Source organism: Escherichia sp. WS3227_2 (assembly GCF_046486495.1).
Lineage (GTDB): Bacteria > Pseudomonadota > Gammaproteobacteria > Enterobacterales > Enterobacteriaceae > Escherichia > Escherichia coli.
Map to the genome: position 1 here is coordinate 186,963 of NZ_JBJQLG010000006.1, position 25,412 is coordinate 212,374.

The following is a 25,412-nucleotide window of genomic DNA, read 5'->3' on the forward strand; positions in this document are numbered from 1 at the left end:
CAACGCCATGCATCCACGTTTTCAAACCGCTTTTGCCCAACTTGCGGATAACTTGCAATCTGCACTGGAACCTATTCTGGCAGACAAGTACTTCCCCGCTTTGTTGACCGGGGAGCAAGTCTCATCGCTGAAGAGCGCAACGGGGCTGGACGAAGACGCGCTGGCATTCGCACTACTTCCGCTGGCGGCGGCCTGTGCGCGTACGCCATTGTCGAATTTTAATGTTGGCGCAATTGCGCGCGGTGTGAGCGGAACCTGGTATTTCGGTGCCAATATGGAATTTATTGGTGCGACAATGCAGCAAACCGTTCATGCCGAACAAAGCGCGATCAGCCACGCCTGGTTGAGTGGTGAAAAAGCGCTTGCATCCATCACCGTTAACTACACGCCTTGTGGTCACTGCCGTCAGTTTATGAATGAACTGAACAGCGGTCTGGATCTGCGCATTCATCTGCCGGGCCGCGCGCCACACGCGCTGCGTGACTATCTGCCGGATGCCTTTGGGCCGAAAGATCTGGAGATTAAAACGCTGCTGATGGACGAACAGGATCACGGCTATGCGCTGACGGGTGATGCGCTTTCTCAGGCAGCGATTGCGGCGGCAAACCGTTCGCACATGCCTTACAGTAAGTCGCCAAGCGGTGTCGCGCTGGAATGTAAAGACGGTCGTATTTTCAGCGGCAGCTACGCTGAAAACGCCGCATTCAACCCGACTCTGCCACCGTTGCAGGGGGCGTTAATTCTGTTGAATCTCAAGGGTTATCATTACCCGGATATCCAGCGCGCGGTTCTGGCAGAAAAAGCCGATGCGCCGTTGATTCAGTGGGATGCCACCTCCGCAACGCTGAAAGCTCTCGGCTGTCACAATATCGACCGCGTGCTTCTCGCTTAAGCCTGGTGCCGGATGCGGCGTGAACGCCTTGTCCGGCTTGCCAGCCCTCTCCTGGTGTCGAAAATCCCGGCAAACAGTTTGCCGTTTCTTGCGCAAAACCAGCGGGTAAAGTAGCCTGATGGAAATTTTCCTTAGATCGAGTCTCCTGCATGTTAAAGCGCGTGTTCCTCAGCCTGTTAGTCCTGATCGGCTTGCTGCTGTTGACTGTGCTCGGCCTCGATCGCTGGATGAGCTGGAAAACCGCGCCTTATATCTACGACGAATTGCAGGATCTCCCCTACCGCCAGGTCGGTGTGGTGCTCGGAACAGCAAAATATTATCGTACTGGCGTAATTAATCAGTATTATCGCTACCGCATTCAAGGAGCGATTAATGCCTATAACAGCGGTAAGGTAAATTATCTATTACTGAGCGGCGATAACGCATTGCAAAGTTATAATGAGCCGATGACCATGCGCAAAGATTTAATCGCTGCTGGTGTCGACCCATCAGATATTGTTCTCGATTACGCAGGCTTTCGTACGCTGGATTCCATCGTGCGTACACGCAAAGTTTTCGATACTAATGATTTCATTATTATCACCCAACGTTTCCACTGTGAGCGGGCATTATTTATTGCGCTGCATATGGGGATTCAGGCTCAGTGTTATGCCGTACCGTCACCGAAAGATATGCTGTCAGTACGTATTCGCGAATTTGCCGCCCGTTTCGGTGCGCTAGCTGACCTTTATATTTTTAAACGTGAACCGCGTTTTTTAGGGCCGCTGGTCCCTATTCCGGCTATGCACCAGGTGCCGGAAGATGCGCAGGGGTATCCCGCCGTCACACCCGAACAGTTACTTGAATTACAAAAGAAACAAGGAAAGTAGTTATGGATGTACAGCAGTTTTTTGTCGTTGCCGTTTTTTTCCTTATCCCGATATTTTGTTTCCGCGAAGCATGGAAAGGCTGGCGCGCAGGCGCGATTGATAAACGGGTTAAAAATGCACCGGAACCGGTGTATGTCTGGCGAGCAAAAAATCCCGGACTCTTCTTCGCTTATATGGTGGCATATATCGGCTTCGGAATTTTATCTATCGGCATGATTGTTTATCTTATTTTCTATCGTTAATATTTTCTCTTTTCTGTTAATTATTGAGAATAATTATTACTTCACTCAATAAGCTGCGGATATAACATTCTGAACCGCAGCTATTTGTGAATCCTTTCACAGTTTAAATTTCCCCACGCGCATAGCCTTAATATCAGCACGCAATATTTATACTCTAAATAATTCGAGTTGCAGGAAGGCGACAAGTGAGTGAGTCCCCAGGAGCTTACATAAGTAAGTGACTGGGGTGAGCGAACGCAGACGCAGCACATGCAACTTGAAGTATGACGAGTATATTTAGCGTTCGCCTTAATTACTCATAGCATTAAGGAAGATCACATGCCGCAACAAAATTATCTGGATGAACTCACTCCGGCTTTTACACCGTTACTGGCGATTAAAGAAGCCTCTCGCTGTTTATTATGTCACGACGCTCCCTGTAGTCAGGCTTGCCCGGCACAGACCGATCCGGGGAAATTTATTCGCTCAATCTACTTTCGTAATTTTAAAGGCGCTGCCGAGACAATTCGTGAAAATAATGCCCTCGGTGCCGTTTGTGCCAGAGTGTGCCCGACGGAGAAATTATGCCAAAGCGGTTGTACCCGTGCCGGTGTTGATACTCCCATTGATATCGGTCGCTTACAGCGTTTTGTTACTGATTTTGAACAACAAACTGGGATGGAAATTTATCAGCCCGGTACTAAAACGCTCGGCAAAGTCGCCATTATTGGCGCGGGTCCTGCCGGATTGCAGGCCAGTGTGACACTGACAAACCAGGGTTATGACGTCACGATCTATGAGAAAGAAGCACAACCCGGTGGCTGGTTGCGTAACGGCATTCCGCAATTCCGGTTACCGCAATCAGTACTGGATGCAGAAATCGCCCGTATTGAAAAAATGGGCGTGACCATTAAGTGCAATAACGAAATCGGTAACACACTCACCCTGGAGCAACTGAAAGCGGAAAACCGCGCGGTACTGGTCACCGTGGGGTTATCAAGCGGTTCGGGGCTACCACTGTTTGAGCATAGCGACGTTGAGATTGCCGTCGACTTCTTGCAACGTGCACGACAGGCGCAAGGCGATATCAGCATTCCACAAAGCGCATTAATTATCGGCGGCGGTGATGTCGCGATGGACGTAGCCAGCACGCTGAAAGTTCTCGGCTGTCAGGCAGTAACTTGCGTAGCGCGTGAAGAGTTAGATGAGTTTCCGGCAAGCGAAAAAGAGTTTGCCAGCGCTCGGGAGCTGGGCGTTTCGATCATCGATGGATTCACGCCAGTAGCCGTGGAAGGCAATAAAGTCACGTTTAAGCATGTACGGTTACCGGGCGAACTGACGATGGCGGCAGATAAAATTATTCTCGCCGTCGGTCAGCATGCCAGACTGGATGCCTTTGCGGAGTTAGAGCCGCAGCGTAACACCATCAAAACACAAAATTATCAGACCCGCGATCCGCAAGTCTTTGCTGCTGGCGATATTGTTGAGGGTGACAAAACCGTGGTCTATGCAGTGAAAACCGGGAAAGAAGCCGCCGGGGCGATTCATCACTATTTAGAGGGAGCTTGCTCATGTTAACGAAAGATCTTTCGATTACTTTTTGCGGCGTGAAGTTTCCCAACCCGTTCTGCCTCTCTTCTTCGCCGGTAGGCAACTGCTATGAGATGTGTGCCAAAGCCTACGACACAGGCTGGGGTGGCGTGGTGTTTAAAACGATCGGTTTTTTTATCGCCAACGAAGTCTCGCCGCGTTTTGATCATCTGGTGAAAGAAGATACCGGTTTTATCGGCTTCAAAAATATGGAGCAGATTGCTGAACATCCGTTGGAAGAGAATCTGGCCGCCCTGCGTCGGCTGAAGGAAGATTACCCGGACAAAGTATTGATCGCTTCGATCATGGGGGAAAATGAGCAGCAATGGGAGGAGCTGGCGCGCCTGGTGCAAGAAGCTGGCGCGGATATGATCGAGTGTAACTTCTCCTGTCCGCAAATGACTTCTCATGCGATGGGTAGCGATGTCGGGCAAAGCCCGGAGCTGGTAGAAAAATATTGTCGTGCAGTGAAACGTGGTTCCACGCTGCCAATGCTGGCGAAGATGACGCCGAACATCGGTGATATGTGCGAAGTGGCGCTGGCAGCGAAGCGTGGCGGCGCAGATGGCATTGCGGCGATTAACACCGTTAAATCAATCACCAATATCGATCTTAATCAGAAAATTGGTATGCCGATCGTTAACGGTAAATCGAGTATTTCCGGTTATTCCGGTAAAGCAGTGAAACCGATCGCCCTGCGCTTTATTCAGCAAATGCGCACCCATCCAGAACTGCGCAATTTCCCGATCAGCGGTATCGGCGGCATTGAAACCTGGGAGGATGCGGCGGAGTTTTTATTGCTCGGCGCAGCAACGTTACAGGTGACCACCGGCATTATGCAGTACGGCTATCGGATAGTGGAAGATATGGCGAGCGGGTTGTCGCATTATCTCGCCGATCAGGGATTTGATTCGTTGCAGGAGATGGTGGGTCTGGCGAATCACAATATTGTCCCAGCGGAAGATTTAGACCGCAGTTATATTGTCTATCCCCATATCAATCTTGATAAATGTGTTGGCTGTGGACGCTGTTATATTTCCTGTTACGACGGCGGTCACCAGGCGATGGAATGGAGCGAGAAAACCCGTACACCGCATTGTAATACCGAGAAATGCGTCGGTTGTCTGCTTTGCGGTCACGTCTGCCCGGTGGGTTGTATTGATCTCGGAGAAGTGAAGTTTAAGAAGGGAGAGAAAGAACACCCGGTAACGTTGTAAAACCAGAGACGCATCCGGCATTTGGCACCGATTGCCGGATGCGGCGCATCCGGCAATACCCACATTCACATCATTTCTTACGCGCGTATTTCAGTGAATCCAGTGCCACGGCGAAGATAATAATCGCCCCTTTGATGATGTACTGCCAGTATGGGTTTACGCCGATGTACGTCAGGCCATAGTTAATGACCGTAAAGATAATTACCCCGGTCACCACGCCAATCACCGTCCCCACACCGCCGCTGAACGATACACCGCCTACCACGCACGCCGCGATAGCATCCAGCTCATACATAAAGCCGAGGTTGTTGGTGGCAGAGCCGATACGTCCGGCTTCTAACATCCCGCCAAAGGCATAGAACACGCCAGACAACGCGTAGATCATCAGCAGGTTCAGGCCGACGTTGACACCAGATACTTTTGCCGCTTCCGGGTTACCGCCAATGGCAAAAATGTTCTTACCGAAGCGGGTTTTGTTCCACAACACCCAGACGAACGCCACCGCAATCAACGCGTAGAAGGTGATGTAAGAGAGACGGAAACTCCCCAGCGCGACAAAGCCCTGAGCAAAGGTAGAGAAGCCACTGTCGAAACCAGAAATCGGCGACGCCCCGACAAAGTCGTAATAGAGCGAGTTGATGCCATAGACGATGATCATCGTGCCGAGCGTGGTAATGAACGGCGTCACGTTGAGATAGGCGATAATCAGACCGTTGATCAAACCGATCACCGCACCAATGGCACAGACAATCAGAATAACCAGCGCAATCGGCATCGTCGCCATTTCCGGGAACACTTTGTTGGCGTTATCCATGGACTGCAATAACGTCGCCGCTACTACTGCCGCCAGCCCCACCTGGCGACCTGCAGAAAGGTCGGTCCCCTGGGTGACAATCAACCCTGCCACACCGAGCGCGATAATAATACGCACCGATGACTGGGTGAGAATATTACTTAAGTTCAACAGACTTAAAAATGTTGGGTCCTGGAAAATAATAATTGCCAGCAAAACTAAAAGAACGACGTAAATACCGCCCTCTTTCAGGTAAGTAAGAAAACTTTTCTTATTTAACGCACTCATGGGAAGCCCCTAATCTTAAAGGTGCAAAGACGCAAGACGCAGAATTTCGTTTTGCGTTGTTGTTTTTGTATCGACAATTCCGGAAACGAGACCATTGCTCATGACCAGAATACGGTCTGTTATCCCTAACAACTCAGGCATTTCAGAGGAGATAATAATAATCCCTTTGCCTTTCTTCGCCAGTTCGGCAATTAACTGATAGATCTCAAACTTCGCTCCGACATCAATACCGCGCGTCGGTTCATCGAGCATTAATATTTCTGGTTGCGTTAGTAGCCAGCGACCAATAATCACCTTTTGCTGATTACCGCCGGAGAGCGAACCAATTTGCGTCCGATGCCCCGGTGTTTTTACCCGCATCGAATCAATCACCCACTGGGTATCGCTTTTCATCCGCGAATTATCCAGTAAACCAACTTTATTTTTGTAGTTGCGAATATTGGAAATTAACGAGTTAAAACCGATATCCAGATAGGCATAAATTCCCGTTGAGCGGCGCTCTTCAGTTACCAGTGCAAATCCGTGGTTTATGGCTTCGTTGGCATTATGGTTATTGATCTTTTTGCCGTGCAACGTAATAGTGCCAGCCGATTTCTCGCGAATACCAAATAACGTCTCAACAATATCGGTACGTTTCGCCCCCACCAGCCCGGCAATACCGAGGATCTCCCCTTTATGCAGATCAAACGAGACATCACGGATCGACGGCTGGCGCAGTGACGTCAGGTTACGCACCTCGAGGATGACTTCGCCCGGCCTGTTTTCTTTGTCAGGGAAACGCTGGTTAAGAGAACGCCCAACCATCATGGCGATGATCTTGTCCATCGTCAGCCCTGCCAGCGGCTCGGTGGCGATCCACTGACCGTCGCGCAATACGGTGACTTCATCACATAACTGGAAGATTTCTTCCATTTTATGCGAGATATAAACAATACCGCAGCCGCGCTCTTTTAATTTACGGATAATAGTGAACAGATGATTAACTTCTTTTTCGGTTAACGAAGAAGTCGGTTCATCCATAATCACAATTTTCGCGTTATAGGAAAACGCTTTGGCGATTTCGATCATCTGCATTTGCGAAACGGATAATGTGCCGACGCGCGCACGCGGATCGATATCAATATCCAGTTCATCAAAAATCGCTTTGGTTTCACGGTACATTTTGTCCTGATCGACAAACATACCTTTGGTGGGATATCGCCCCAGCCACATGTTGTCCATCACCGAACGTTGTAATACCAGGTTTAACTCCTGGTGTACCATCGAAATACCATTTTCCAGTGCTTCTTTGGCAGAATGGAAATCGATCTCTTTACCCTGGAATAAAATGGTGCCGGAGTCTTTTTGATAAATACCAAACAGGCATTTTAATAATGTCGATTTTCCTGCACCGTTTTCCCCCATTAATGCATGGATAGAATGTGGCCGGACTTTTAAATTAACGTTATCAAGTGCCTTAACACCAGGAAAGGACTTGTTGATACCGCTCATTTCCAACAAGTATTCCCCGGAGGACGGAGTCGTTGAGCTGACCATATAATTTTACCTTGTTGGTCATACAATAAGGGCGCAGTAATAGACTGCGCCCAATCAGTCTTATTTCTTGCTGAATTCAGCCAGGTTGTCTTTATCTACGCCAACATAAGGTACGCGGACCACTTTGTTGTCGATTTTCCAGTTGGTGCCATCAGCCGCACCTTTGCCATCGGCCAGGTTTTTCGCCAAATCAAAGGTCGCTTTCGCCTGGTTGTTAGCATCGTTCAGTACGGTGCCCGCCAGTGCACCGGATTTCACCAGCGCCAGCGCTTCTGGCAGCGCATCGACGCCAAACACCGGAATGCTGGACTTGTTGTGTGCTTTAAGTGCTTCTACCGCGCCCATTGCCATCGCATCGTTGTTGGCGATAACCACTTCGATTTTGTTGGCGTTCGGGCCAGACAGCCAGGCATCCATCTTATCTTTCGCCTGAGCGGTATCCCACATAGCGGTATCTAACTGTAACTGTTCAGTTTTGATGCCTTTGTCGTTCAATTCTTTAATCACGTAAGTGGTACGTGCTTCTGCATCCGGATGGCCCGGCTCACCTTTCAGCAGTACGAACTGAATCTGACCGTCTTTGTTCAGATCCCACCCCTGATTCGCCGCCCAGTGTTTAGCAATCAAATCGCCCTGAATAATGCCGGACTCTTTGGAGTCAGTGCCAACGTAGTAGGCTTTGTCGTAGCTATCCAGCGCCTTACGAGACGGTTCTTTGTTGAAGAAAACCACCGGCACGTTTTGCCCACGCGCTTTCTCAATCACCGTACCCGCAGCTGCCGGGTCAACCAGGTTGATTGCCAGTGCCTTCACCCCTTTCGCCAGCAATACGTCGATCTGATCGTTCTGCTTGGACTGGTCATTCTGAGAATCATTCATCAGCAGCTGAACATCTGGCGCGGCTTTCGCATCTTGCTCAATAGCCTTGCGCACCACAGACATAAAGTTATCGTCGTACTTGTAGATTGTTACACCAATGCGAGTATCAGCAGCGTGTGCAGCGGCACCGAATAACATGCTGGCCATCACAGCAGACAGGGTTAACACCTTCTTATTCATGGTATCTCCGGTTTTTCTTATGCAGGGTAGTGCTTGAGATAAATGCTCGGCGGGGCAGTAGAGTTAATGAAGTGTTACTGAACGCCGAAGCTCACTTTTTAAAATTCGTTCTTCCATGCCCGGTAACGCTCCAGAAAACGGCTTTAATTGTTGTTATGACGCTATTACCTCGGTGAAAGTGATTATTCACTGTTACATACGGGTTACAACGTTAAAACGGTGCAATCATAGCTATCGCATTGTTAAGATACTGTGAAATCACTCACAGATTGAAAGCGGTTACATCGCCAGATTTGTTGAGTTAGTGATCGCCGCCGCATTCTGGCGTGTTGCGACAGAATGGCGACGCACTAACGTCGGCATAAAACAGTGGCTGGCACGAGGATCAATATTGCCTGCTGCCCCCTGCAAGGCCAGTTCGGTGGCTAATTTCGCCATTGAAGCAATGGGATAACGTACGGTCGTTAATTGCGGGTCGGTGTAACGGGCGATGGGAATATCATCGAAACCGATGATTGAGAGATGTAACGGAATCGCAATGCCATTATCTTTTAATGCTGTCAGTGCGCCAGCAGCCATATTGTCGTTATAAGCAAATACAGCGGTAAGTTGTAGATTGCGCCCCAGCAGTTCAACCATCGCCGCCTCACCGCCCGGCATGTCCGGCGTACCAGTGCCAATCCAGCTTTCCGGCGGAATAATATCCTGCTCTTTCAACGCACTCATCCAGCCTGCTTTACGCATGGCGTCATCTTCAATGCCGTGGCTGGAAGAAAGATAACCAATACGTTGATGACCGTTATTCAGCAACATGCGCGTCGCCATTCGGGCACCGCTGAGATTATCCAGGCAAACGCAACGATGGGCGTACCCCGGCACAACGCGGTTGATTAACACCATACCGGGAATGTTATCCATAAATTGCGCCAGTTCATCGTCACTCAATGCTTTTGAGTGAACAATCAATGCATTACAACGCTGGCGAATTAACACCTCAATGGCGTGACGCTCTTTTTCCGCTTCATGATAGCTATTGCCGATTAGCACGTATTTCTGATGCTGCTGGGCGACCAGATCCACCGCTTTTACCAGCGCGCCGAAAAACGCATCAGAAACGTCCATCACCACCACGCCAATGGTGTCGCTAACCTGAGTTGCCAGCGCCTGGGCATTGGCGTTTGGTCGATAATCCAGCTCACTCACGGCTTTCATTACTGCTTCACGCGTGTCGGCACTGACCAGCGTGCTGTTATTGAGCACTCGGGAAACCGTTGCCACAGAGACGCCAGCCTGACGCGCTACATCACGAATGGTGATCATATTCACTACCTGTTATGAGATTGCAGTAAATGACTGCTTGCTGGCGGCTATTTTGTCAGCACTGAATACAGGACTTCGTGAATCGAGTCACAGCAATGGAAACGGTTACAGCCATTTTGTTAACGAATGTGATCCAGATCGTTATCTTGATGTTTTAGATATTGCCGGTCCGGCAGCACGCAAAGTTAACTGACGCCAGAGCCATTCCACCGGCCCCTGGCGGAAGTAACGCAGCCAGATAACAGAGAAGAGGATATTCGCCAGCCATACCGGAATAACAAACGCCAGCAGCTCCAGACGGTCAAACAGCATAAACAAACCGAGGTGGTAAAAAAGCGTGGTACAAATCAGCGTTTGCAATAGATAGTTGGTCAGTGCCATCCGTCCGACGCAGGCGATTGCCAGTACCAGCTTAAAGCGGCTTAATTGCGGCCAGAAGCCATAAAACAGCGACGCATAGCCAATCGCCTGAAACGGCGCACTCAGTTCCCGCGGCATCTGAAGTAAGAAGGCGCACCAGCGATACGCCCAGTCCAGCCGCCATTGCAGGGCGATAGCAGGAAGGTTAATGATCACCCCAATCGCCACCAGCACAAAACCAGTACGACGATAGTGACGTAAGCTGAACTGCCCTTTCAGCCAGCCGCTGCGCATCAGCGCCGCACCAATGAGCATCATCCCTGCCAGTTGCCAGCCATACTGTGCGCCCAGTGCCAGTAAACTGTTGCCAACACCATCGGCACGATTACCGATCGCTTCAACGCCGCCGTGAAGCTTCCAGTATTTTTCATACAAAATAGCCGATGCATCAGGTGTCCAGGCGCGGCTGGTCTGGCTATCGGAAATCAACCCCAATAACAGCAAAACGCCAAGCCCCACCAGATAAAGCATGACGCCGGTATTAAACAGGCTTTTTACTGATGGCGCATCGCGAACCAGCCGCCAGCAGATTAAGCCCACCAGACCGTAAGCCAGCAGAATATCGCCGTCCCAGAACAATAAACCGTGAATAAAGCCCAGCAAGACTAACAGCGTTAACCGCGACTGGATCCAGCGTCTGCCACGGGGCAGCAACATTTGCAGGCCCGCACCAAACAGCAGCGCAAAAAGCGTGAGGAATTTCACCTGGCCGATGAGATCGAGAAATGCCCAGGTCCATGCATCCTGCGGCGTAATAGCGCCGTACCAGGCGGGATTGAGATAAGCCGCCTTTGGTAGCCCAAAGGCGCTGATGTTTAATAGCAGGATCCCCAGAATGGCGACGCCGCGAACAAAATCGAGCGTGACGTTGCGCTCCATGGCTCCTGCCTTTTAATCAGTTGTGATGACGCACAGCGCGCAGAAACTCATGGCGCGTATTCTGACTGGATTTGAACAATCCACCAAGAGAGGTCGTTGTCGTGGCACTGGTTGCATCGCGGATGCCGCGCGCTTTCACGCAGTAATGCACCGCGTCGATAGAGACAGCCACGTTATTGGTGCCCAGCAGCGTTTGTAGCGCAATGAGAATTTGCTGGGTCAGACGTTCCTGTACCTGTGGGCGCTGGGCAAAGAACTGCACGATGCGGTTAATTTTTGACAGACCGATCACCGAATCTTTCGGGATATAAGCCACCGTCGCTTTGCCATCGATGGTAACAAAATGGTGTTCACAGGTGCTGGTCAGGGTGATATCGCGCACGGTGACCATTTCATCGACCTTCATTTTGTTTTCAATGAGGGTGATTTTCGGGAAATTGGCGTAATCCAGACCGGAGAAAATTTCATCGACATACATTTTAGCGATGCGATGCGGCGTTTCCATCAAACTGTCATCAGCCAGGTCGAGATTCAGCAGCTGCATGATTTCGGTCATATGACCAGCAATAAGGCTTTTGCGCGTTTCGTTATCCATTTCATGCACGGGCGGGCGCAGCGGTGTTTCCAGTCCTCGCGCAACTAACGCTTCATGAACCAGGGCCGCTTCTTTACTGAGTGATGGCATTTATGATTTCTCCTGCAGGTGTGACGCCTCCGCCCTGCGTGGGGGCAAAGTTATTAAGCTGATTTACAGCCTGATTATTGTGCGTGAGGCGGCGCACATAATCCAGTATTCACAGCGATAATTATTGTAATTGCCGCTGCCTTTCATCAGCAGATGTTAAAACATCGTTATGCAAATACGGAAGTGAAAGTTACTCACAGCACATTGAATAAACGGTATGATGAAGAAATTGCAAACAACACAACAAGGAGCCACGCATGGAAATGCTCGAAGAGCACCGCTGTTTTGAAGGCTGGCAGCAACGCTGGCGACACGACTCCAGTACCTTAAACTGCCCGATGACGTTCAGTATCTTTCTCCCACCACCTCGTGATCACACCCCGCCTCCAGTGCTGTACTGGCTTTCCGGATTAACCTGCAATGACGAGAACTTCACCACCAAGGCGGGTGCCCAGCGCGTGGCGGCAGAACTGGGGATTGTACTGGTAATGCCAGACACCAGCCCGCGCGGCGAACAGGTTGCCAACGACGATGGCTACGATTTAGGCCAGGGCGCGGGGTTTTATCTTAACGCCACGCAACCGCCTTGGGCGACGCATTACCGGATGTATGATTATCTGCGCGATGAATTACCGGCGCTGGTTCAGTCGCAATTTAATGTCAGCGACCGCTGCGCCATTAGCGGTCATTCAATGGGTGGTCACGGTGCGCTGATTATGGCGCTGAAAAACCCGGGCAAATACACCAGCGTTTCCGCCTTTGCGCCAATTGTGAATCCGTGCAGCGTCCCGTGGGGAATCAAAGCGTTTAGCACCTATTTAGGTGAGGACAAAAATGCATGGCTGGAATGGGACAGTTGCGCGCTGATGTATGCCAGTAACGCGCAGGATGCGATCCCGACGCTTATCGATCAGGGTGATAATGATCAGTTTCTTGCCGACCAGCTGCAACCCGCAGTGCTGGCAGAAGCCGCGCGCCAGAAAGCGTGGCCGATGACGCTGCGTATTCAGCCGGGATATGATCACAGTTACTACTTCATCGCCTCTTTTATAGAGGATCATTTGCGCTTCCATGCGCAATATTTACTGAAGTGAAAGTCCGCCCGGTTCGCCGGGCATCTTCTCATCAGAAGCGATAATCCACTGCCATAAAGTAACGACGTCCGTCTTCGTTATAGCTGTAGTCGTCACGACTGAGATCCTTGTCGCCAAGGTTCAGCACGCCTGCGCGCAGTTTGACGTCTTTAGTCACCTGCCAGGCCGTACCGGTATTCCAGATGGTATAACCGCCCGGTGTTTTAGCCGTCGCGCTGTCGGCTCGTTTCTGCCCGGTATAGTGACCAGAAACATAGAATGACCAGTCTTCCAGCGCCAGCGGTTTCCAGTCCAGCGTACCGTTAGCAGTATGGAACGGCAGATCGGATAGCGGTTTGTTTTCGCCGTTGCTGACATCACGACCATCGTTGTAGGTGTAGTTGAGTGACAGTTTCCATTCATCGTTGAACGGAATTTTCAGCTCGGTTTCCACGCCCTGAATACGTGCTTTGTTAACGTTGTAGTAGCTGAATACCGGCACACCGTTCGCTGTAAAACCAACAAAGTTTTGGTAGCCCGGTGCAGCGTTGACGTCAGACGTACGGCTGATGCTGATACGATCTTTCACATCGTTACGGAAAACGGTCACGCTGGATTCAACCCCTTCCAGCCAGCCGTCTTCGCCCATGTAGTAAAGCCCCAGTTCCCAACTTTCGCTGGTTTCTGGTTTCAGATCCGGGCTACCCACAATCTTACATGCGCCACGGCAGGAATTGCTCGTCCAGTCAGGGCTAAGTTGCAACAGAGAAGGTGCTTTAAATGCCGTCGCCCAGCCCCCTTTCACCGTTACGGTGTCGGTGGCGTTATAAACCAGGTAGGCACGCGGACTCCAGTGTTCACCGTAGGTTTCATGATCGTCCATACGTACGCCGGTCGTCAGCGCCAGCGGCTCGAAGATCCGCCATTCATCTTCCACAAACAGCGCGTACTGGCTGGCAGACGTTTTGGAACTGGTTCCCCCGGTCAGGTTCACCGCATCGCTAAGTTTGTCGTGACGCCATTCACCGCCAACCGTGAGAAACTGATTAATCGCCGTCAGCGGCAACGTGTATTTGCCGTCGACCGTATTGCTTTCGGAAGTTATCGGGCTGCTGTTGCCAGGGTTTTTGTTCTCGACTTTCTCACCGTAGTATTTCAGTTCGCTGGTGCCGTAATCCCAACGCCCATTATGGCTGACGGAGTAGTTCTGGCGTTCCAGGCGGTTTTTGTCCAGCGAGTCGGAATCACGATCCTGACGGTCGAAACCGTATCCGGCAGTAAAATCGTGATTTTGATTCGGTGTCCAGGCAAATTCCACATTGCCGTCGCGGCTGGAGAATCCTTCAATACGCGGCGTTTCTCCGGTATCGGTGGTCGTTGAGTTTTGCGGGTCATCCTTTTCACGTTTTGCCAGGCTGCCGTAAGCTTTCATTCCCAGCACACCATCAATTAATGGTCCGCTGGTAAAGAACTGACCGTTATAGGTATCACCGCGATCGCGATGTTCCTGAATGGTGGTATCGACGGTAACGGTACCCGACCATTTCTGACCGATTTTTTTGGTGATGATATTCACTACACCGCCGAGCGCATCGGAACCGTACAGCGACGACATCGGGCCACGGACCACTTCAATACGTTCGATGGAATCGACCGGGATCCAGTTCAGATCGAAATCATTGTGGCGGAAGACGGCATTGCGGGAGTTAACGCGTTTACCGTCGACGAGAATCAGGGTGTAGCTGCTGTCCAGACCACGAATACTAACGCCCTTACGGTTATCCCCTTCGTTCGTCAGTTGTACGCCAGGCACTTCTTTGAGGACATCCTTCAGATTCTGTACCGGTTTTCGCTGCAGGTCTTCCTGGGTAATGACGCTGATACTGGCAGGTGCATCTTTAAGGTTTTGTTCAACGGAAGATGCAGTGACAACCATCGTTTCGCCATCATCATCGACCGCTAACACAGGCCATGCACAAGAAATAGCGGACAAACACAGCCCGACCCGTACGAAAGGGTTCAACCTAAACATTCCATATCTCCATGAGGTAACTACGAAAATAAAATGGGTTATCGCTCACATCTTCTTCATGTCCCCTTGCGTACGGCAGCATCGCGGTGGACTTATTTGTATGCAGGTGATCATCCCAGAAAGCCGGAAGAGCCTCTGATTTGTCAGCCTTTTTTGATTGCGGCGTAACGATAATGCAAACGATAACAATTATCAATCCAAATGTTAAATTTTATATCCGCATGATTTGTCAGGGAAATGGAATTGAAAAAGCCCTCTCGGTTGAGAGGGCTTAGCAAGGAAGGGAGGAAACTTATTTCTTATCGTTCTGCGGGAACTTCATTTCGCTGTAACGTACGAAGTGTGTTCCTTTAATCAGCTTGTAGCCGAACCAAATAATCAGGAACAGCGGGATACCAATATACGTTGCCGCTACGCCGCCCCAGTCAATGGTATCTTTCAGGAACGCTTCGTAGTTCTGGCCCAAAGTGATAATCAGACACAGAATGAATGCGAAGATCGGCCCCAATGGGAAGAAACCTGAACGGTACGGCAGATCGTTAATGTCGTGTCCCTGCAATACGTAACCGCGACGGAAGCGATAGTGGCTAATGGCAATCCCCAGCCAGGCGATAAAACCGGTCATCCCGGAGGTGTTCAGCAGCCACAGGTATACCGTCTGGTTGCCAAACATGGAGGTCAGGAAGCACAGACCGGCAATCACCGTCGTCGCATACAGCGCATTACGCGGCACGCCACCACGCGACAGTTTAGCGAAAATGCGCGGCGCTTTACCGTCACACGCCAGGGTGTACAGCATACGAGTAGACGCATACATACCGGAGTTACCCGCTGACAGCACCGCCGTCAGAATAACTGCGTTCATCACCGCCGCCGCAGAGAGCAGACCCGCGTGCTGGAACACCAGGGTGAACGGACTGACGCTGATGTCTTTAACATCGTTACGCAGCAGGCTCGGATCGGTGTACGGAATAATCAGGCTGATAATCAGGATCGCGAACACATAGAACAACAGGATTCGCCAGAACACCTGACGTACCGCGCGTGGAATGTTTTTCGCCGGATCTTCGGACTCGCCTGCAGCAATACCGATCAGCTCGGTTCCCTGGAAAGAGAAGCCGACAATCATAGCTACGCCGATCATCGCCGCAAAACCACCAGCAAACGGCGCTTCGCCGATTGTCCAGTTGCTCCAGCCCGCAGGCTGCGCGCCTTTGAAGATACCGATAATCATCAGCACGCCAACGATGATAAAGACAATAACTGTCGTGACTTTGATCAGTGAGAACCAGTATTCCGCTTCACCAAAGCCGCGAACTGAGATGTAGTTCAGCAGGAAGATAACGCCGAGGAACAGCGCACTCCAGATCCAGCCCGGTGTATCCGGGAACCACCAGCTCATGACCAGCTGAGCTGCAACCAGGTCAACGGCGATAGTCACCGCCCAGTTGTACCAGTAGTTCCAGCCCAGCGCGAAGCCAAAGCCTTCTTCAACATAGTTCTGACCATAAGTGGCAAACGAACCGGAAACCGGCATATATGCAGCCAGTTCACCGAGACTGGTCATCAGGAAGTAAACCATCAGGCCAATCAACATATACGAGAGCAATGCCCCGCCCGGACCTGCCTGAGAAATCGTTGCGCCAGAGGCAACAAAAAGACCTGTACCGATGGAACCGCCAATGGCAATCATCGTCAGGTGACGCGCCTTTAATTCACGGCGTAAGCCCGGCGCTTCTGTGGTTTTAGTTTCGGAAACCATACAAAAATGCTATCCATCTAAAAAATGAGGCGCGATTGTAGCAGACGATTGGCAATCCTTCCGGCAGAAATACACGGTTATAAGACACCTTCATGATCGCCCTGGGATTATAAGTAAAGCAGCCAATCTCTTTTCTGGCGAATGCATGCTGAGGGCGCTGCGTCACGAAATCGACACAGCACCAGCATGTTCTTGTACAGCAACTTAACGCGGTACATTCGCGGGATCGCAATAGTTCAGAAAGCGCCGTAGCGCGTTGGAAAGGTGTTTTTGCCGATGATGTATACGCCACAACGTACGCATCAGGCGCGGCAGAGGGACCGCAACTTCACTTAATGTGCCTGCCTGCAATTGATCTTCAATCACCCGTCGCGACAGGCAACTAATTCCCAACCCATGACGCACCGCATGTTTGATTGCCTCGGAGTTACCTAATTCCATCGCCATCTCAAACTTCGGTAAATGTGACAGCAACAGATAATCGACAATCTCCCGCGTGCCGGAGCCGCGTTCACGCAGGATCCACGGCGCAGCGGCCAGCTGTTCTAAGGTGACCGGACCACGAGCCAATGGCGAAGTCGGCGCGGCGAAAACCACCAGCTCGTCTTCCAGCCACGGTTCAGAAATGATTTCAGTGCTGTGGCACGGTCCTTCAATAAAGCCAATATCAACGCGGAAATCCAGCACCGCTTGCATCACGTCCTGGCTGTTCCCAACGCTAAGTTCAATCGGCAACTGCGGATAATCATGGCGATAACGGGCAATGACTGCAGGCAGAATGTAGTTACCGATAGTACTACTGGCATAGATACGAATCGCGCCGTTGTCTTCGCGAAACAGTTGTTCGATTTCAACCGCCTGTTCAAGCAGTGCCAACGCGCGCGGATAGAGCAGCCGCCCGTGTTCATTAACAACCAGTCTTTTCCCCACGCGATCAAACAGTTGCACGCCAAGCTGCCCTTCCAGGTCGGTCAAGGCTGCGCTCACTGCTGATTGCGACAACGCCAGCATCACCGACGCCTGGGTGGTTGATCCACTTTTCAATACTTCTGCAAAAACTTCCAACTGCCGGAGGGTGATGTGCATAGTCGCTTACCACTTATAAAGATTAATTATAAATATATAATCAATTTTATTTTTAAACCAGTTAGTCGTAACCTTATGCCCGTTTAAAGGAGAGGGTTATGACGAATATCACCTTACAGAAACAACATCGTACACTGTGGCATTTTATTCCGGGGTTAGCCCTGAGTGCAGTTATCACCGGGGTCGCCCTGTGGGGTGGTTCCATTCCCGCGGTTGCGGGTGCCGGGTTTAGTGCCCTCACCCTCGCAATCTTGTTGGGGATGGTTTTAGGCAACACCATCTATCCGCACATCTGGAAAAGCTGTGACGGTGGTGTGCTGTTTGCCAAGCAATATTTATTACGTCTGGGTATCATTCTTTATGGCTTCCGTCTGACGTTCTCGCAAATTGCCGATGTCGGTATCAGTGGGATCATCATTGACGTGCTGACGCTGTCCAGTACCTTCCTGCTGGCTTGCTTCCTGGGGCAGAAAGTGTTTGGTCTGGATAAGCACACCAGCTGGTTGATCGGTGCCGGTAGCAGTATCTGTGGTGCTGCCGCGGTACTGGCGACTGAGCCGGTAGTGAAAGCGGAAGCCAGTAAAGTAACCGTGGCTGTTGCAACCGTTGTTATCTTCGGGACCGTCGCGATTTTCCTCTACCCGGCGATATATCCGCTGATGTCTCAATGGTTTAGTCCGGAAACTTTCGGTATCTACATTGGTTCTACTGTGCACGAAGTGGCGCAGGTGGTGGCGGCAGGTCATGCCATCAGCCCGGATGCAGAAAACGCAGCAGTTATTTCCAAAATGCTGCGCGTGATGATGCTGGCTCCGTTCCTCATCCTGCTGGCGGCGCGTGTTAAACAGCTGTCTGGGGCGAACAGCGGCGAGAAAAGCAAAATCACTATTCCGTGGTTTGCCATCTTGTTCATCGTAGTTGCCATCTTTAACTCGTTCCACCTGTTACCGCAGAGCGTGGTGAACATGCTGGTAACGCTGGATACCTTCCTGCTGGCAATGGCGATGGCGGCGCTGGGTCTGACCACTCACGTCAGCGCGCTGAAAAAAGCCGGGGCGAAACCTCTGCTGATGGCACTGGTACTGTTTGCCTGGCTGATTGTTGGTGGTGGTGCGATTAACTATGTGATTCAAAGCGTCATCGCATAAACCACTACATCTTGCTCCTGTTAACCCGCTATCATTACCGTTTTCCTCCAGCGGGTTTAACAGGAGTCCTCGCATGAAATACATTGGAGCGCACGTTAGTGCTGCTGGCGGTCTGGCAAATGCCGCAATTCGCGCCGCCGAAATCGACGCAACCGCGTTTGCCTTGTTCACCAAAAACCAACGTCAGTGGCGTGCCGCACCGCTCACGACGCAAACCATCGATGAATTCAAAGCCGCCTGTGAAAAATATCACTACACATCGGCGCAAATTCTTCCCCACGACAGTTATCTGATTAACCTCGGACATCCGGTCGCTGAAGCTCTGGAAAAATCGCGCGATGCGTTTATAGATGAAATGCAGCGTTGCGAACAGCTGGGGCTTTCTTTGCTCAACTTCCACCCTGGCAGCCATCTGATGCAGATTTCAGAAGAGGATTGCCTTGCGCGTATTGCCGAATCCATCAACATTGCGCTGGATAAAACTCAAGGTGTAACCGCGGTGATTGAAAACACCGCCGGTCAGGGCAGTAACTTAGGGTTTAAATTCGAACATCTCGCGGCGATTATCGACGGCGTGGAAGATAAATCCCGCGTCGGCGTCTGCATTGATACCTGCCATGCTTTCGCTGCCGGGTATGATTTGCGTACTCCAGCCGAATGCGAGAAAACGTTCGCGGATTTTGCCCGTATTGTCGGCTTTAAGTATCTGCGCGGGATGCACCTTAACGATGCGAAAAGCACCTTTGGCAGCCGCGTTGACCGCCATCATAGCCTCGGTGAAGGCAATATCGGTCATGATGCGTTCCGCTGGATCATGCAGGACGACCGTTTCGACGGCATTCCGCTGATCCTTGAAACCATCAACCCGGATATCTGGGCAGAAGAGATCGCCTGGCTGAAAGCGCAACAAACTGAAAAAGCGGTAGCCTGAAGATGAACAACCGGGAGAAGGAGATCCTTGCAATTTTACGGCGTAACCCGCTGATTCAGCAGAACGAAATTGCGGATATGCTGCAAATCAGCCGTTCGCGCGCTGCGGCGCATATTATGGATTTAATGCGCAAAGGCCGGATTAAAGGCAAAGGTTACATTCTCACCGAGCAGGAATACTGCGTAGTGGTTGGGACAATCAATATGGATATTCGCGGGATGGCGGATATCCGTTACCCACAAGCGGCTTCTCATCCCGGTACAATTCATTGCTCGGCGGGCGGCGTGGGACGCAATATCGCCCACAATCTGGCGCTGTTAGGCCGCGACGTCCATTTGCTTTCAGTGATTGGCGATGACTTTTATGGCGAAATGCTCCTGGAAGAAACGCGCCGCGCCGGCGTGAATGTCTCCGGCTGCGTTCGTTTACATGGTCAAAGCACATCGACGTATCTGGCAATTGCCAATCGAGATGATCAAACCGTGCTGGCGATTAACGATACCCATCTGCTGGATCAGTTGACACCGCAACTACTGAACGGGTCGCGCGATTTACTTCGTCATGCGGGCGTGGTACTTGCTGATTGCAACCTGACAGCCGAGGCGCTGGAGTGGGTCTTTACCCTCGCTGATGAAATCCCGGTGTTTGTCGATACCGTTTCAGAATTCAAAGCGGGCAAAATCAAACACTGGCTGGCGCATATTCACACCCTGAAACCCACTTTACCGGAGCTGGAAATTTTATGGGGACAGGCGATCACCAGCGATGCTGACCGTAATGCCGCAGTGAATGCGTTGCATCAGCAAGGCGTTCAGCAACTGTTTGTTTATTTGCCCGATGAGTCAGTTTATTGCAGCGAAAAGAATGGAGAGCAATTTTTGCTGACAGCGCCAGCGCATACGACAGTAGACAGTTTTGGTGCTGACGATGGTTTTATGGCGGGCCTGGTATATAGCTTTCTGGAGGGAAACAATTTCCGTGACAGCGCCCGTTTTGCGATGGCCTGCGCGGCAATTTCACGCGCCAGCGGCAGCTTAAACAACCCTACCCTGTCTGCCGATAACGCGCTTTCATTAGTGCCGATGGTGTAACAATGTTGCCGGATTCGACGCTTGACCGCGTCTTATCCGGCTCATAAATCGCGCACTACGCTAAGCCAATAAAGAATCCTGCAATGGTGGCACTCATCAGGTTAGAAAGTGTCGCCGCCGCCAGCGCGCGTAAACCAAGCTGGGCGATTTCCGGCGCACGGTGTGGCGCAACCGCAGAAAACGCCCCCACCACCACCCCGATAGAACCAAAGTTAGCGAAACCGCACAACGCGAAGGAAATAATCGCCACGGTTTTAGCATCCAGAGTGCCAGCTGTTTGCAGACAAGGTGAGAAATTGAGGTAAGCGACAAATTCATTAATCGCCAGTTTCTGTCCAATCAAACTCCCGGCAAGATTCGCATCACTCCAGTCAACCCCCATCACCCACGCCAGTGGGGCCAACAGGTAACCTAAAATGGACTCCAGCGAGGCATGTTCAAAACCAAACCAGCCGCCAACGCCGCCAATAATACCGTTAATCAACGCAATTATTGCAACAAATGCCATCACCACTGTCGCCACACCTGCTGCGATTTTCAGTCCGGTCATTGCCCCTGTAGCGGCGGCTTCAATAATGCTTTTTGGCGGTGTTTCGGTGAAAGAGAGGTTATTAAAGGAAACCTGCGAAGATTCCGTAGCCGGGCTTAACAGGCGGGCAAACAAGATCCCGCCGGGGATCGCCATTAACGATGCCGCCAGCAGATATTCCACAGGCACGCCCAGTGCGGCGTAACCAATCATTGTCGAACCAGCAATCGAGGCCATCCCGCTACAAATCGCTGTAAATAATTCATTGCGATTCAGACGATCGATAAAGGGTTTGACGATTGCCGGAATTTCGTTTTGCCCGAGGAAAATGGTAGTGACCGCGACGAATGACTCAATCTTGCTGATATTCAATGCTTTCTGGAATATACCGCCGAGAATGCGAATTAAGATCCCCATCACACCGATGTAGTAGAGAATACTCACCAGTGCTGTAACGAAGATAATTGCCGGTAATACCCTGAAGCCAAAGATAAATCCTGCGCCATCAAATAAGGTGTCCATTTTCGGCCCGACCAGCGAACCGAAGATAAAAGCGCTACCTGCATCGCTGTACGCCATCACTTTATGCACGCCAAAAGCGACTTTTTCTGCGACCCAACGCCCTGGCGGTAACCAAAGCATAATGCCGCCAATCACGACCTGTAACACTAACGCCGCGCCAACGGTACGCAGGCTGATCCTCTTCTTGTTTACTGACAGCAAAAACGCAATTGCCAGCAATACCACCATTCCCAGAACACTTCTCATGACATCCATAGTTATTATCTCTTCATGTCATTTTGGGCGACGGCTTTCTGCCCATCAGAAATAGCCGGGCCTGCATCTTGCGATACTGACCCGGCTTGTTATCAACACTTAATGGGTTTTGATATAGCCGCGCACGCACTCTTCGACTAATCCCCAGAACCAGTCGGTATCAATAGTGATGCCGACTTTGGTATTAGCGGGCTTGCCAAGAACGCCCAGCTCGTCGCAGACGGTACGCCCATAGCAAGGTCCACTATTGACGTCCACTTCGACGTACATCTCCTGGGTTTTAATGCCATCAGGGTTAATCAGATAACCGATGCAGGTGGCGTCATGCACCGGGCCGCCAGCCAAGCCGTAGTTTTCGAACTGGGTTTTGAGAGTGAAGTTCATGATGTCGCTGAACAGCTCTCCGGCAGGGCCGCCTGCCCTTTCCATTCGTGCAATCACGTCCGGGGTGCAAACGGTCTGGTTGGTGAGATCGAGGCCCATCATCACTAATGGAACGCCGGAGGTGAACACCACTCGCGCCGCTTCCGGGTCCGCAAAGATGTTGAACTCGGCAGATGGCGTGAAGTTGCCTGTACCGTAAGCGCCGCCCATTAGCACAATTTCACGGATTTTCGGCAGGATCGCGGGTTGCATACGCATTGCCACCGCGATGTTTGAAAGTGGACCAACCGGCACCAGAGTGATATCGCCATCGCTTGCCATCAGGGTATCAATGATATATTTCACCGCATGAGTGCTTTCTGCCTGGCGGGTCAGCGGCTCGAATACCGGGCCATCAAGTCCGGTTTCACCGTGAATATTATCGGCAACGATTTGTTGACGCATAATGGGCTGTGGCATCCCCGCATAAACCGGAACATTAATCTCCAGTTTCTGGCAAACATTCAGGCCATTAATTAATGTTTTATCGAGGGTTTGATTACCCGCGACAATAGTGATGCCTAATAAATCTATTGCCGGATGTTTCGCTGCCATCATCATTGCAATAGCATCATCATGACCCGGATCACAATCCAGAATAATTTTTCTCTTTTCCATTGTTTATTTCCTCTGTTTCCAGTTGCGTTATTTTTTCTACAGCAAAGAAAATTCGACCGGGCCGATGATTGAATCTTAACAACAGCGTACGTATGCTAAATATGAGAAATCTCATAGCGGATAAACATCGTGAAAGAAATCCACAATAATGATCTTAAGCAGCAATTGATGAGTGAATCAGCGTTTAAGGATTGCTTTTCAACGGATGTTTCAGCCGATACGCGGCTGTTTCATTTTTTAGCGCGTGACTACATTGTGCAGGAAGGGCAACAGCCGTCCTGGCTGTTTTACCTGACGCGAGGCCGCGCCAGGCTTTACGCCACGCTTGCTAATGGTCGCGTGTCGCTGATCGATTTCTTTGCCGCTCCCTGTTTTATTGGCGAGATTGAGTTAATCGACAAAGACCATGAACCGCGTGCGGTGCAGGCTATTGAAGAGTGTTGGTGCCTTGCGCTCCCTATGAAACATTACCGCCCGCTGTTATTAAACGACACGCTATTTTTACGAAAACTCTGCGTCACCTTAAGTCATAAAAATTACCGTAATATTGTTTCTTTAACTCAGAATCAATCATTTCCGTTAGTGAATCGCCTGGCAGCATTTATATTACTCTCGCAGGAAGGTGATCTTTATCACGAAAAGCATACACAAGCGGCAGAGTATTTAGGCGTTTCTTATCGACATCTTTTATATGTTCTCGCGCAATTCATTCACGACGGTTTATTAATTAAAAGCAAGAAAGGGTATCTAATTAAAAACAGAAAGCAGTTGTCAGGACTGGCGCTGGAGATGGACCCGGAAAATAAATTCTCAGGGATGATGCAGTAAAAATTATTTGCAATAGCGCGATTGCCGGATGCAACACTTAATAAGCGCGTACATCCGGCAATGAAACTCAAGCTAAACCAATAAAGAACCCGGCAATGGTCGCACTCATCAGGTTGGAAAGCGTTGCTGCTGCCAGCGCCCGTAAACCAAGCTGGGCGATTTCTGGAGCACGTTTTGGCGAAATAGCCGAAAATGCGCCAACGACAACACCGATAGAACCAAAGTTAGCAAAACCACAAAGCGCAAAGGAGATAATCGCCACGGTTTTCACTTCCAGCGTGCCGCCCGTTTGCAGGTATGGGGAGAAACTCAGGTAAGCGACGAATTCGTTAATCGCCAGTTTCTGCCCAATCAGGCTACCCGCAAGGTTGGCATCACTCCAGTCCACACCCATGATCCACGCCAGCGGTGCCAGCACATAGCCAAAAATACTTTCCAGAGAGGCATTGGCGAAACCAAACCAGCCGCCAATTCCGCCGATAATGCCGTTGATCAGCGCAATAATTGCGACAAACGCCATTACCACCGTCGCTACACCAGCGGCGATTTTCAGCCCGGTCATCGCACCGCTCGCCGCCGCTTCGATAAAGCTTTTTGGCGGCGTTTCGCTGAACGACAGATTTTCAAATGTCACCTGCGAAGGCTCGGTGGCTGGGCTAAGAATACGTGCAAACAAAATACCACCAGGGATCGCCATCAGCGATGCCGCTAACAGGTAGTCAATTGGTACGCCCATTCCGGCATAACCAATCATCATCGAACCGGCAATGGACGCCATCCCGCTACAAATTGCCGTAAATAGCTCGTTGCGATTCATGCGATCGATAAACGGTTTTACGATCGCCGGGATCTCATTTTGCCCGAGGAAAATAGTGGTAACCGCAACAAAAGATTCGATTTTGCTGATGTTGAGGGCTTTCTGAAAAATACTGCCAAGAATGCGGATTAGCAGCCCCATCACGCCAATGTAGTACAGCAGGCTGATGAGCGCAGTGACGAAGATAATCGCCGGGAGTACGCGAAAGGCGAAGATAAAGCCCGCGCCATCAAACAGGACATCCATTTTCGGCCCGACCAATGAACCAAAAATAAAGGCACTACCGGCATCACTGTAAGACATCACTTTATGAACGCCTAATGCCGCCTGCTCTACCGCCCATTTTCCTGGTGGAAAATAGAGCATGATGCCGCCAATGGCGATTTGTAGCAGCAGCGCGGCTCCAACCGTGCGCAAACTGATGCTCTTTTTATTCACTGACAACAAAAATGCTATTGCCAGTAACACCACCATCCCCACAACACTTCTCATTATATCCATAATGATTTTCCCTTCATGCCAGTAAAC

At 50.7% G+C, this 25,412-nt stretch carries 22 protein-coding genes; 10 read left to right on the forward strand and 12 right to left on the reverse strand.

Features of this window, described 5'->3' with window-relative positions:
* Positions 1-7 precede the first annotated feature (7 nt).
* The 5 genes from cdd to preA all read left to right on the forward strand — a co-directional run bounded on the left by cdd (position 8) and on the right by preA (position 4,789).
* Positions 8-892 (forward strand): cytidine deaminase, encoded by an 885-nt coding sequence (gene cdd, locus ACJHXB_RS10750; RefSeq protein ID WP_000553570.1) that lies wholly within the window; start codon positions 8-10, stop codon positions 890-892.
* Between the two features lie 149 nt (positions 893-1,041).
* Positions 1,042-1,761, forward strand: a complete 720-nt coding sequence (sanA, locus tag ACJHXB_RS10755; RefSeq protein WP_000920064.1) for an outer membrane permeability protein SanA — start codon at positions 1,042-1,044, stop codon at positions 1,759-1,761.
* Positions 1,762-1,763: 2 nt separating this feature from the next.
* A complete protein-coding gene (locus ACJHXB_RS10760) occupies positions 1,764-2,003 on the forward strand; it encodes a DUF2542 family protein (RefSeq protein ID WP_000383096.1) in 240 nt (79 codons plus the stop codon).
* A 318-nt stretch (positions 2,004-2,321) separates the two neighbouring features.
* A complete protein-coding gene (gene preT / locus ACJHXB_RS10765) occupies positions 2,322-3,560 on the forward strand; it encodes an NAD-dependent dihydropyrimidine dehydrogenase subunit PreT (RefSeq protein WP_001136380.1) in 1,239 nt (412 codons plus the stop codon).
* On the forward strand, positions 3,554-4,789 hold the full coding sequence (gene preA, locus ACJHXB_RS10770) for an NAD-dependent dihydropyrimidine dehydrogenase subunit PreA (protein ID WP_000956077.1): 1,236 nt from the start codon (positions 3,554-3,556) through the stop codon (positions 4,787-4,789). The genes preT and preA overlap by 7 nt, the downstream gene beginning before the upstream one ends.
* 70 nt (positions 4,790-4,859) lie before the next feature.
* Here preA and mglC read toward each other — a convergent pair whose 3' ends face one another.
* From mglC to folE, 6 genes are all read right to left on the reverse strand, one after another.
* A complete protein-coding gene (gene mglC / locus ACJHXB_RS10775) occupies positions 4,860-5,870 on the reverse strand; it encodes a galactose/methyl galactoside ABC transporter permease MglC (RefSeq protein ID WP_001275118.1) in 1,011 nt (336 codons plus the stop codon).
* A 15-nt stretch (positions 5,871-5,885) separates the two neighbouring features.
* Positions 5,886-7,406 (reverse strand): galactose/methyl galactoside ABC transporter ATP-binding protein MglA, encoded by a 1,521-nt coding sequence (gene mglA, locus ACJHXB_RS10780; RefSeq protein WP_000255046.1) that lies wholly within the window; start codon positions 7,404-7,406, stop codon positions 5,886-5,888.
* A 60-nt stretch (positions 7,407-7,466) separates the two neighbouring features.
* The gene (mglB, locus tag ACJHXB_RS10785; protein ID WP_001036964.1) at positions 7,467-8,465 is read right to left on the reverse strand and encodes a galactose/glucose ABC transporter substrate-binding protein MglB; all 999 of its coding nucleotides are present in this window, start codon (positions 8,463-8,465) and stop codon (positions 7,467-7,469) included.
* A 279-nt stretch (positions 8,466-8,744) separates the two neighbouring features.
* Complete coding sequence (gene galS, locus ACJHXB_RS10790) at positions 8,745-9,785, reverse strand: HTH-type transcriptional regulator GalS (protein WP_000628658.1); 1,041 nt, start codon at positions 9,783-9,785, stop codon at positions 8,745-8,747.
* Between the two features lie 141 nt (positions 9,786-9,926).
* On the reverse strand, positions 9,927-11,084 hold the full coding sequence (gene yeiB, locus ACJHXB_RS10795) for a DUF418 domain-containing protein YeiB (protein WP_000440899.1): 1,158 nt from the start codon (positions 11,082-11,084) through the stop codon (positions 9,927-9,929).
* Between the two features lie 16 nt (positions 11,085-11,100).
* Complete coding sequence (gene folE, locus ACJHXB_RS10800; protein ID WP_001139613.1) at positions 11,101-11,769, reverse strand: GTP cyclohydrolase I FolE; 669 nt, start codon at positions 11,767-11,769, stop codon at positions 11,101-11,103.
* Between the two features lie 257 nt (positions 11,770-12,026).
* Here folE and yeiG point away from each other — a divergent pair, with 257 nt between their 5' ends.
* Positions 12,027-12,863: an S-formylglutathione hydrolase gene (yeiG, locus tag ACJHXB_RS10805; RefSeq protein ID WP_000425463.1), complete on the forward strand. Its 837-nt coding sequence runs from the start codon at positions 12,027-12,029 to the stop codon at positions 12,861-12,863.
* A 31-nt stretch (positions 12,864-12,894) separates the two neighbouring features.
* Here yeiG and cirA read toward each other — a convergent pair whose 3' ends face one another.
* The 3 genes from cirA to yieE all read right to left on the reverse strand — a co-directional run bounded on the left by cirA (position 12,895) and on the right by yieE (position 17,722).
* Positions 12,895-14,874 carry a catecholate siderophore receptor CirA gene (gene cirA, locus ACJHXB_RS10810; protein WP_000489238.1) on the reverse strand — a complete coding sequence of 660 codons (1,980 nt, stop codon included), beginning with the start codon at positions 14,872-14,874 and terminating at the stop codon, positions 12,895-12,897.
* Between the two features lie 292 nt (positions 14,875-15,166).
* Entirely contained in the window at positions 15,167-16,636 is a 1,470-nt protein-coding gene (gene lysP / locus ACJHXB_RS10815; RefSeq protein ID WP_000253273.1) for a lysine-specific permease, read from the reverse strand.
* Between the two features lie 204 nt (positions 16,637-16,840).
* Positions 16,841-17,722, reverse strand: a complete 882-nt coding sequence (gene yieE / locus ACJHXB_RS10820) for a DNA-binding transcriptional regulator YeiE (protein WP_000548295.1) — start codon at positions 17,720-17,722, stop codon at positions 16,841-16,843.
* Between the two features lie 98 nt (positions 17,723-17,820).
* Between yieE and ACJHXB_RS10825 the strand changes: the two genes are divergently transcribed.
* The 3 genes from ACJHXB_RS10825 (at position 17,821) to ACJHXB_RS10835 (ending at position 20,892) form a co-directional block, all read left to right on the forward strand.
* Positions 17,821-18,870 carry a YeiH family protein gene (locus tag ACJHXB_RS10825; RefSeq protein WP_000182053.1) on the forward strand — a complete coding sequence of 350 codons (1,050 nt, stop codon included), beginning with the start codon at positions 17,821-17,823 and terminating at the stop codon, positions 18,868-18,870.
* Positions 18,871-18,943: 73 nt separating this feature from the next.
* Positions 18,944-19,801 (forward strand): deoxyribonuclease IV, encoded by an 858-nt coding sequence (gene nfo / locus ACJHXB_RS10830; protein WP_000873880.1) that lies wholly within the window; start codon positions 18,944-18,946, stop codon positions 19,799-19,801.
* 2 nt (positions 19,802-19,803) lie between these two features.
* Positions 19,804-20,892, forward strand: coding sequence for a sugar kinase (locus ACJHXB_RS10835; RefSeq protein WP_410233494.1), 1,089 nt, complete (start codon positions 19,804-19,806; stop codon positions 20,890-20,892).
* A gap of 55 nt (positions 20,893-20,947) precedes the next feature.
* On the opposite strand, the gene ACJHXB_RS10840 is transcribed toward ACJHXB_RS10835, so the two are convergent.
* Together ACJHXB_RS10840 and rihB are read right to left on the reverse strand one after the other, a co-directional pair.
* Positions 20,948-22,198 carry a NupC/NupG family nucleoside CNT transporter gene (locus ACJHXB_RS10840; protein ID WP_001468965.1) on the reverse strand — a complete coding sequence of 417 codons (1,251 nt, stop codon included), beginning with the start codon at positions 22,196-22,198 and terminating at the stop codon, positions 20,948-20,950.
* Positions 22,199-22,297: 99 nt separating this feature from the next.
* Positions 22,298-23,239 (reverse strand): ribosylpyrimidine nucleosidase, encoded by a 942-nt coding sequence (gene rihB / locus ACJHXB_RS10845; protein WP_000415455.1) that lies wholly within the window; start codon positions 23,237-23,239, stop codon positions 22,298-22,300.
* Between the two features lie 129 nt (positions 23,240-23,368).
* On the opposite strand from rihB, the gene ACJHXB_RS10850 reads away from it, so the two are divergent.
* Positions 23,369-24,067, forward strand: coding sequence for a transcriptional regulator YeiL (locus tag ACJHXB_RS10850; protein WP_000658598.1), 699 nt, complete (start codon positions 23,369-23,371; stop codon positions 24,065-24,067).
* Between the two features lie 67 nt (positions 24,068-24,134).
* Here the strand turns inward: ACJHXB_RS10850 and ACJHXB_RS10855 are convergent, their stop codons facing one another.
* Complete coding sequence (locus ACJHXB_RS10855; protein WP_000353879.1) at positions 24,135-25,385, reverse strand: NupC/NupG family nucleoside CNT transporter; 1,251 nt, start codon at positions 25,383-25,385, stop codon at positions 24,135-24,137.
* Between the last annotated feature and the right edge of the window lie 27 nt (positions 25,386-25,412).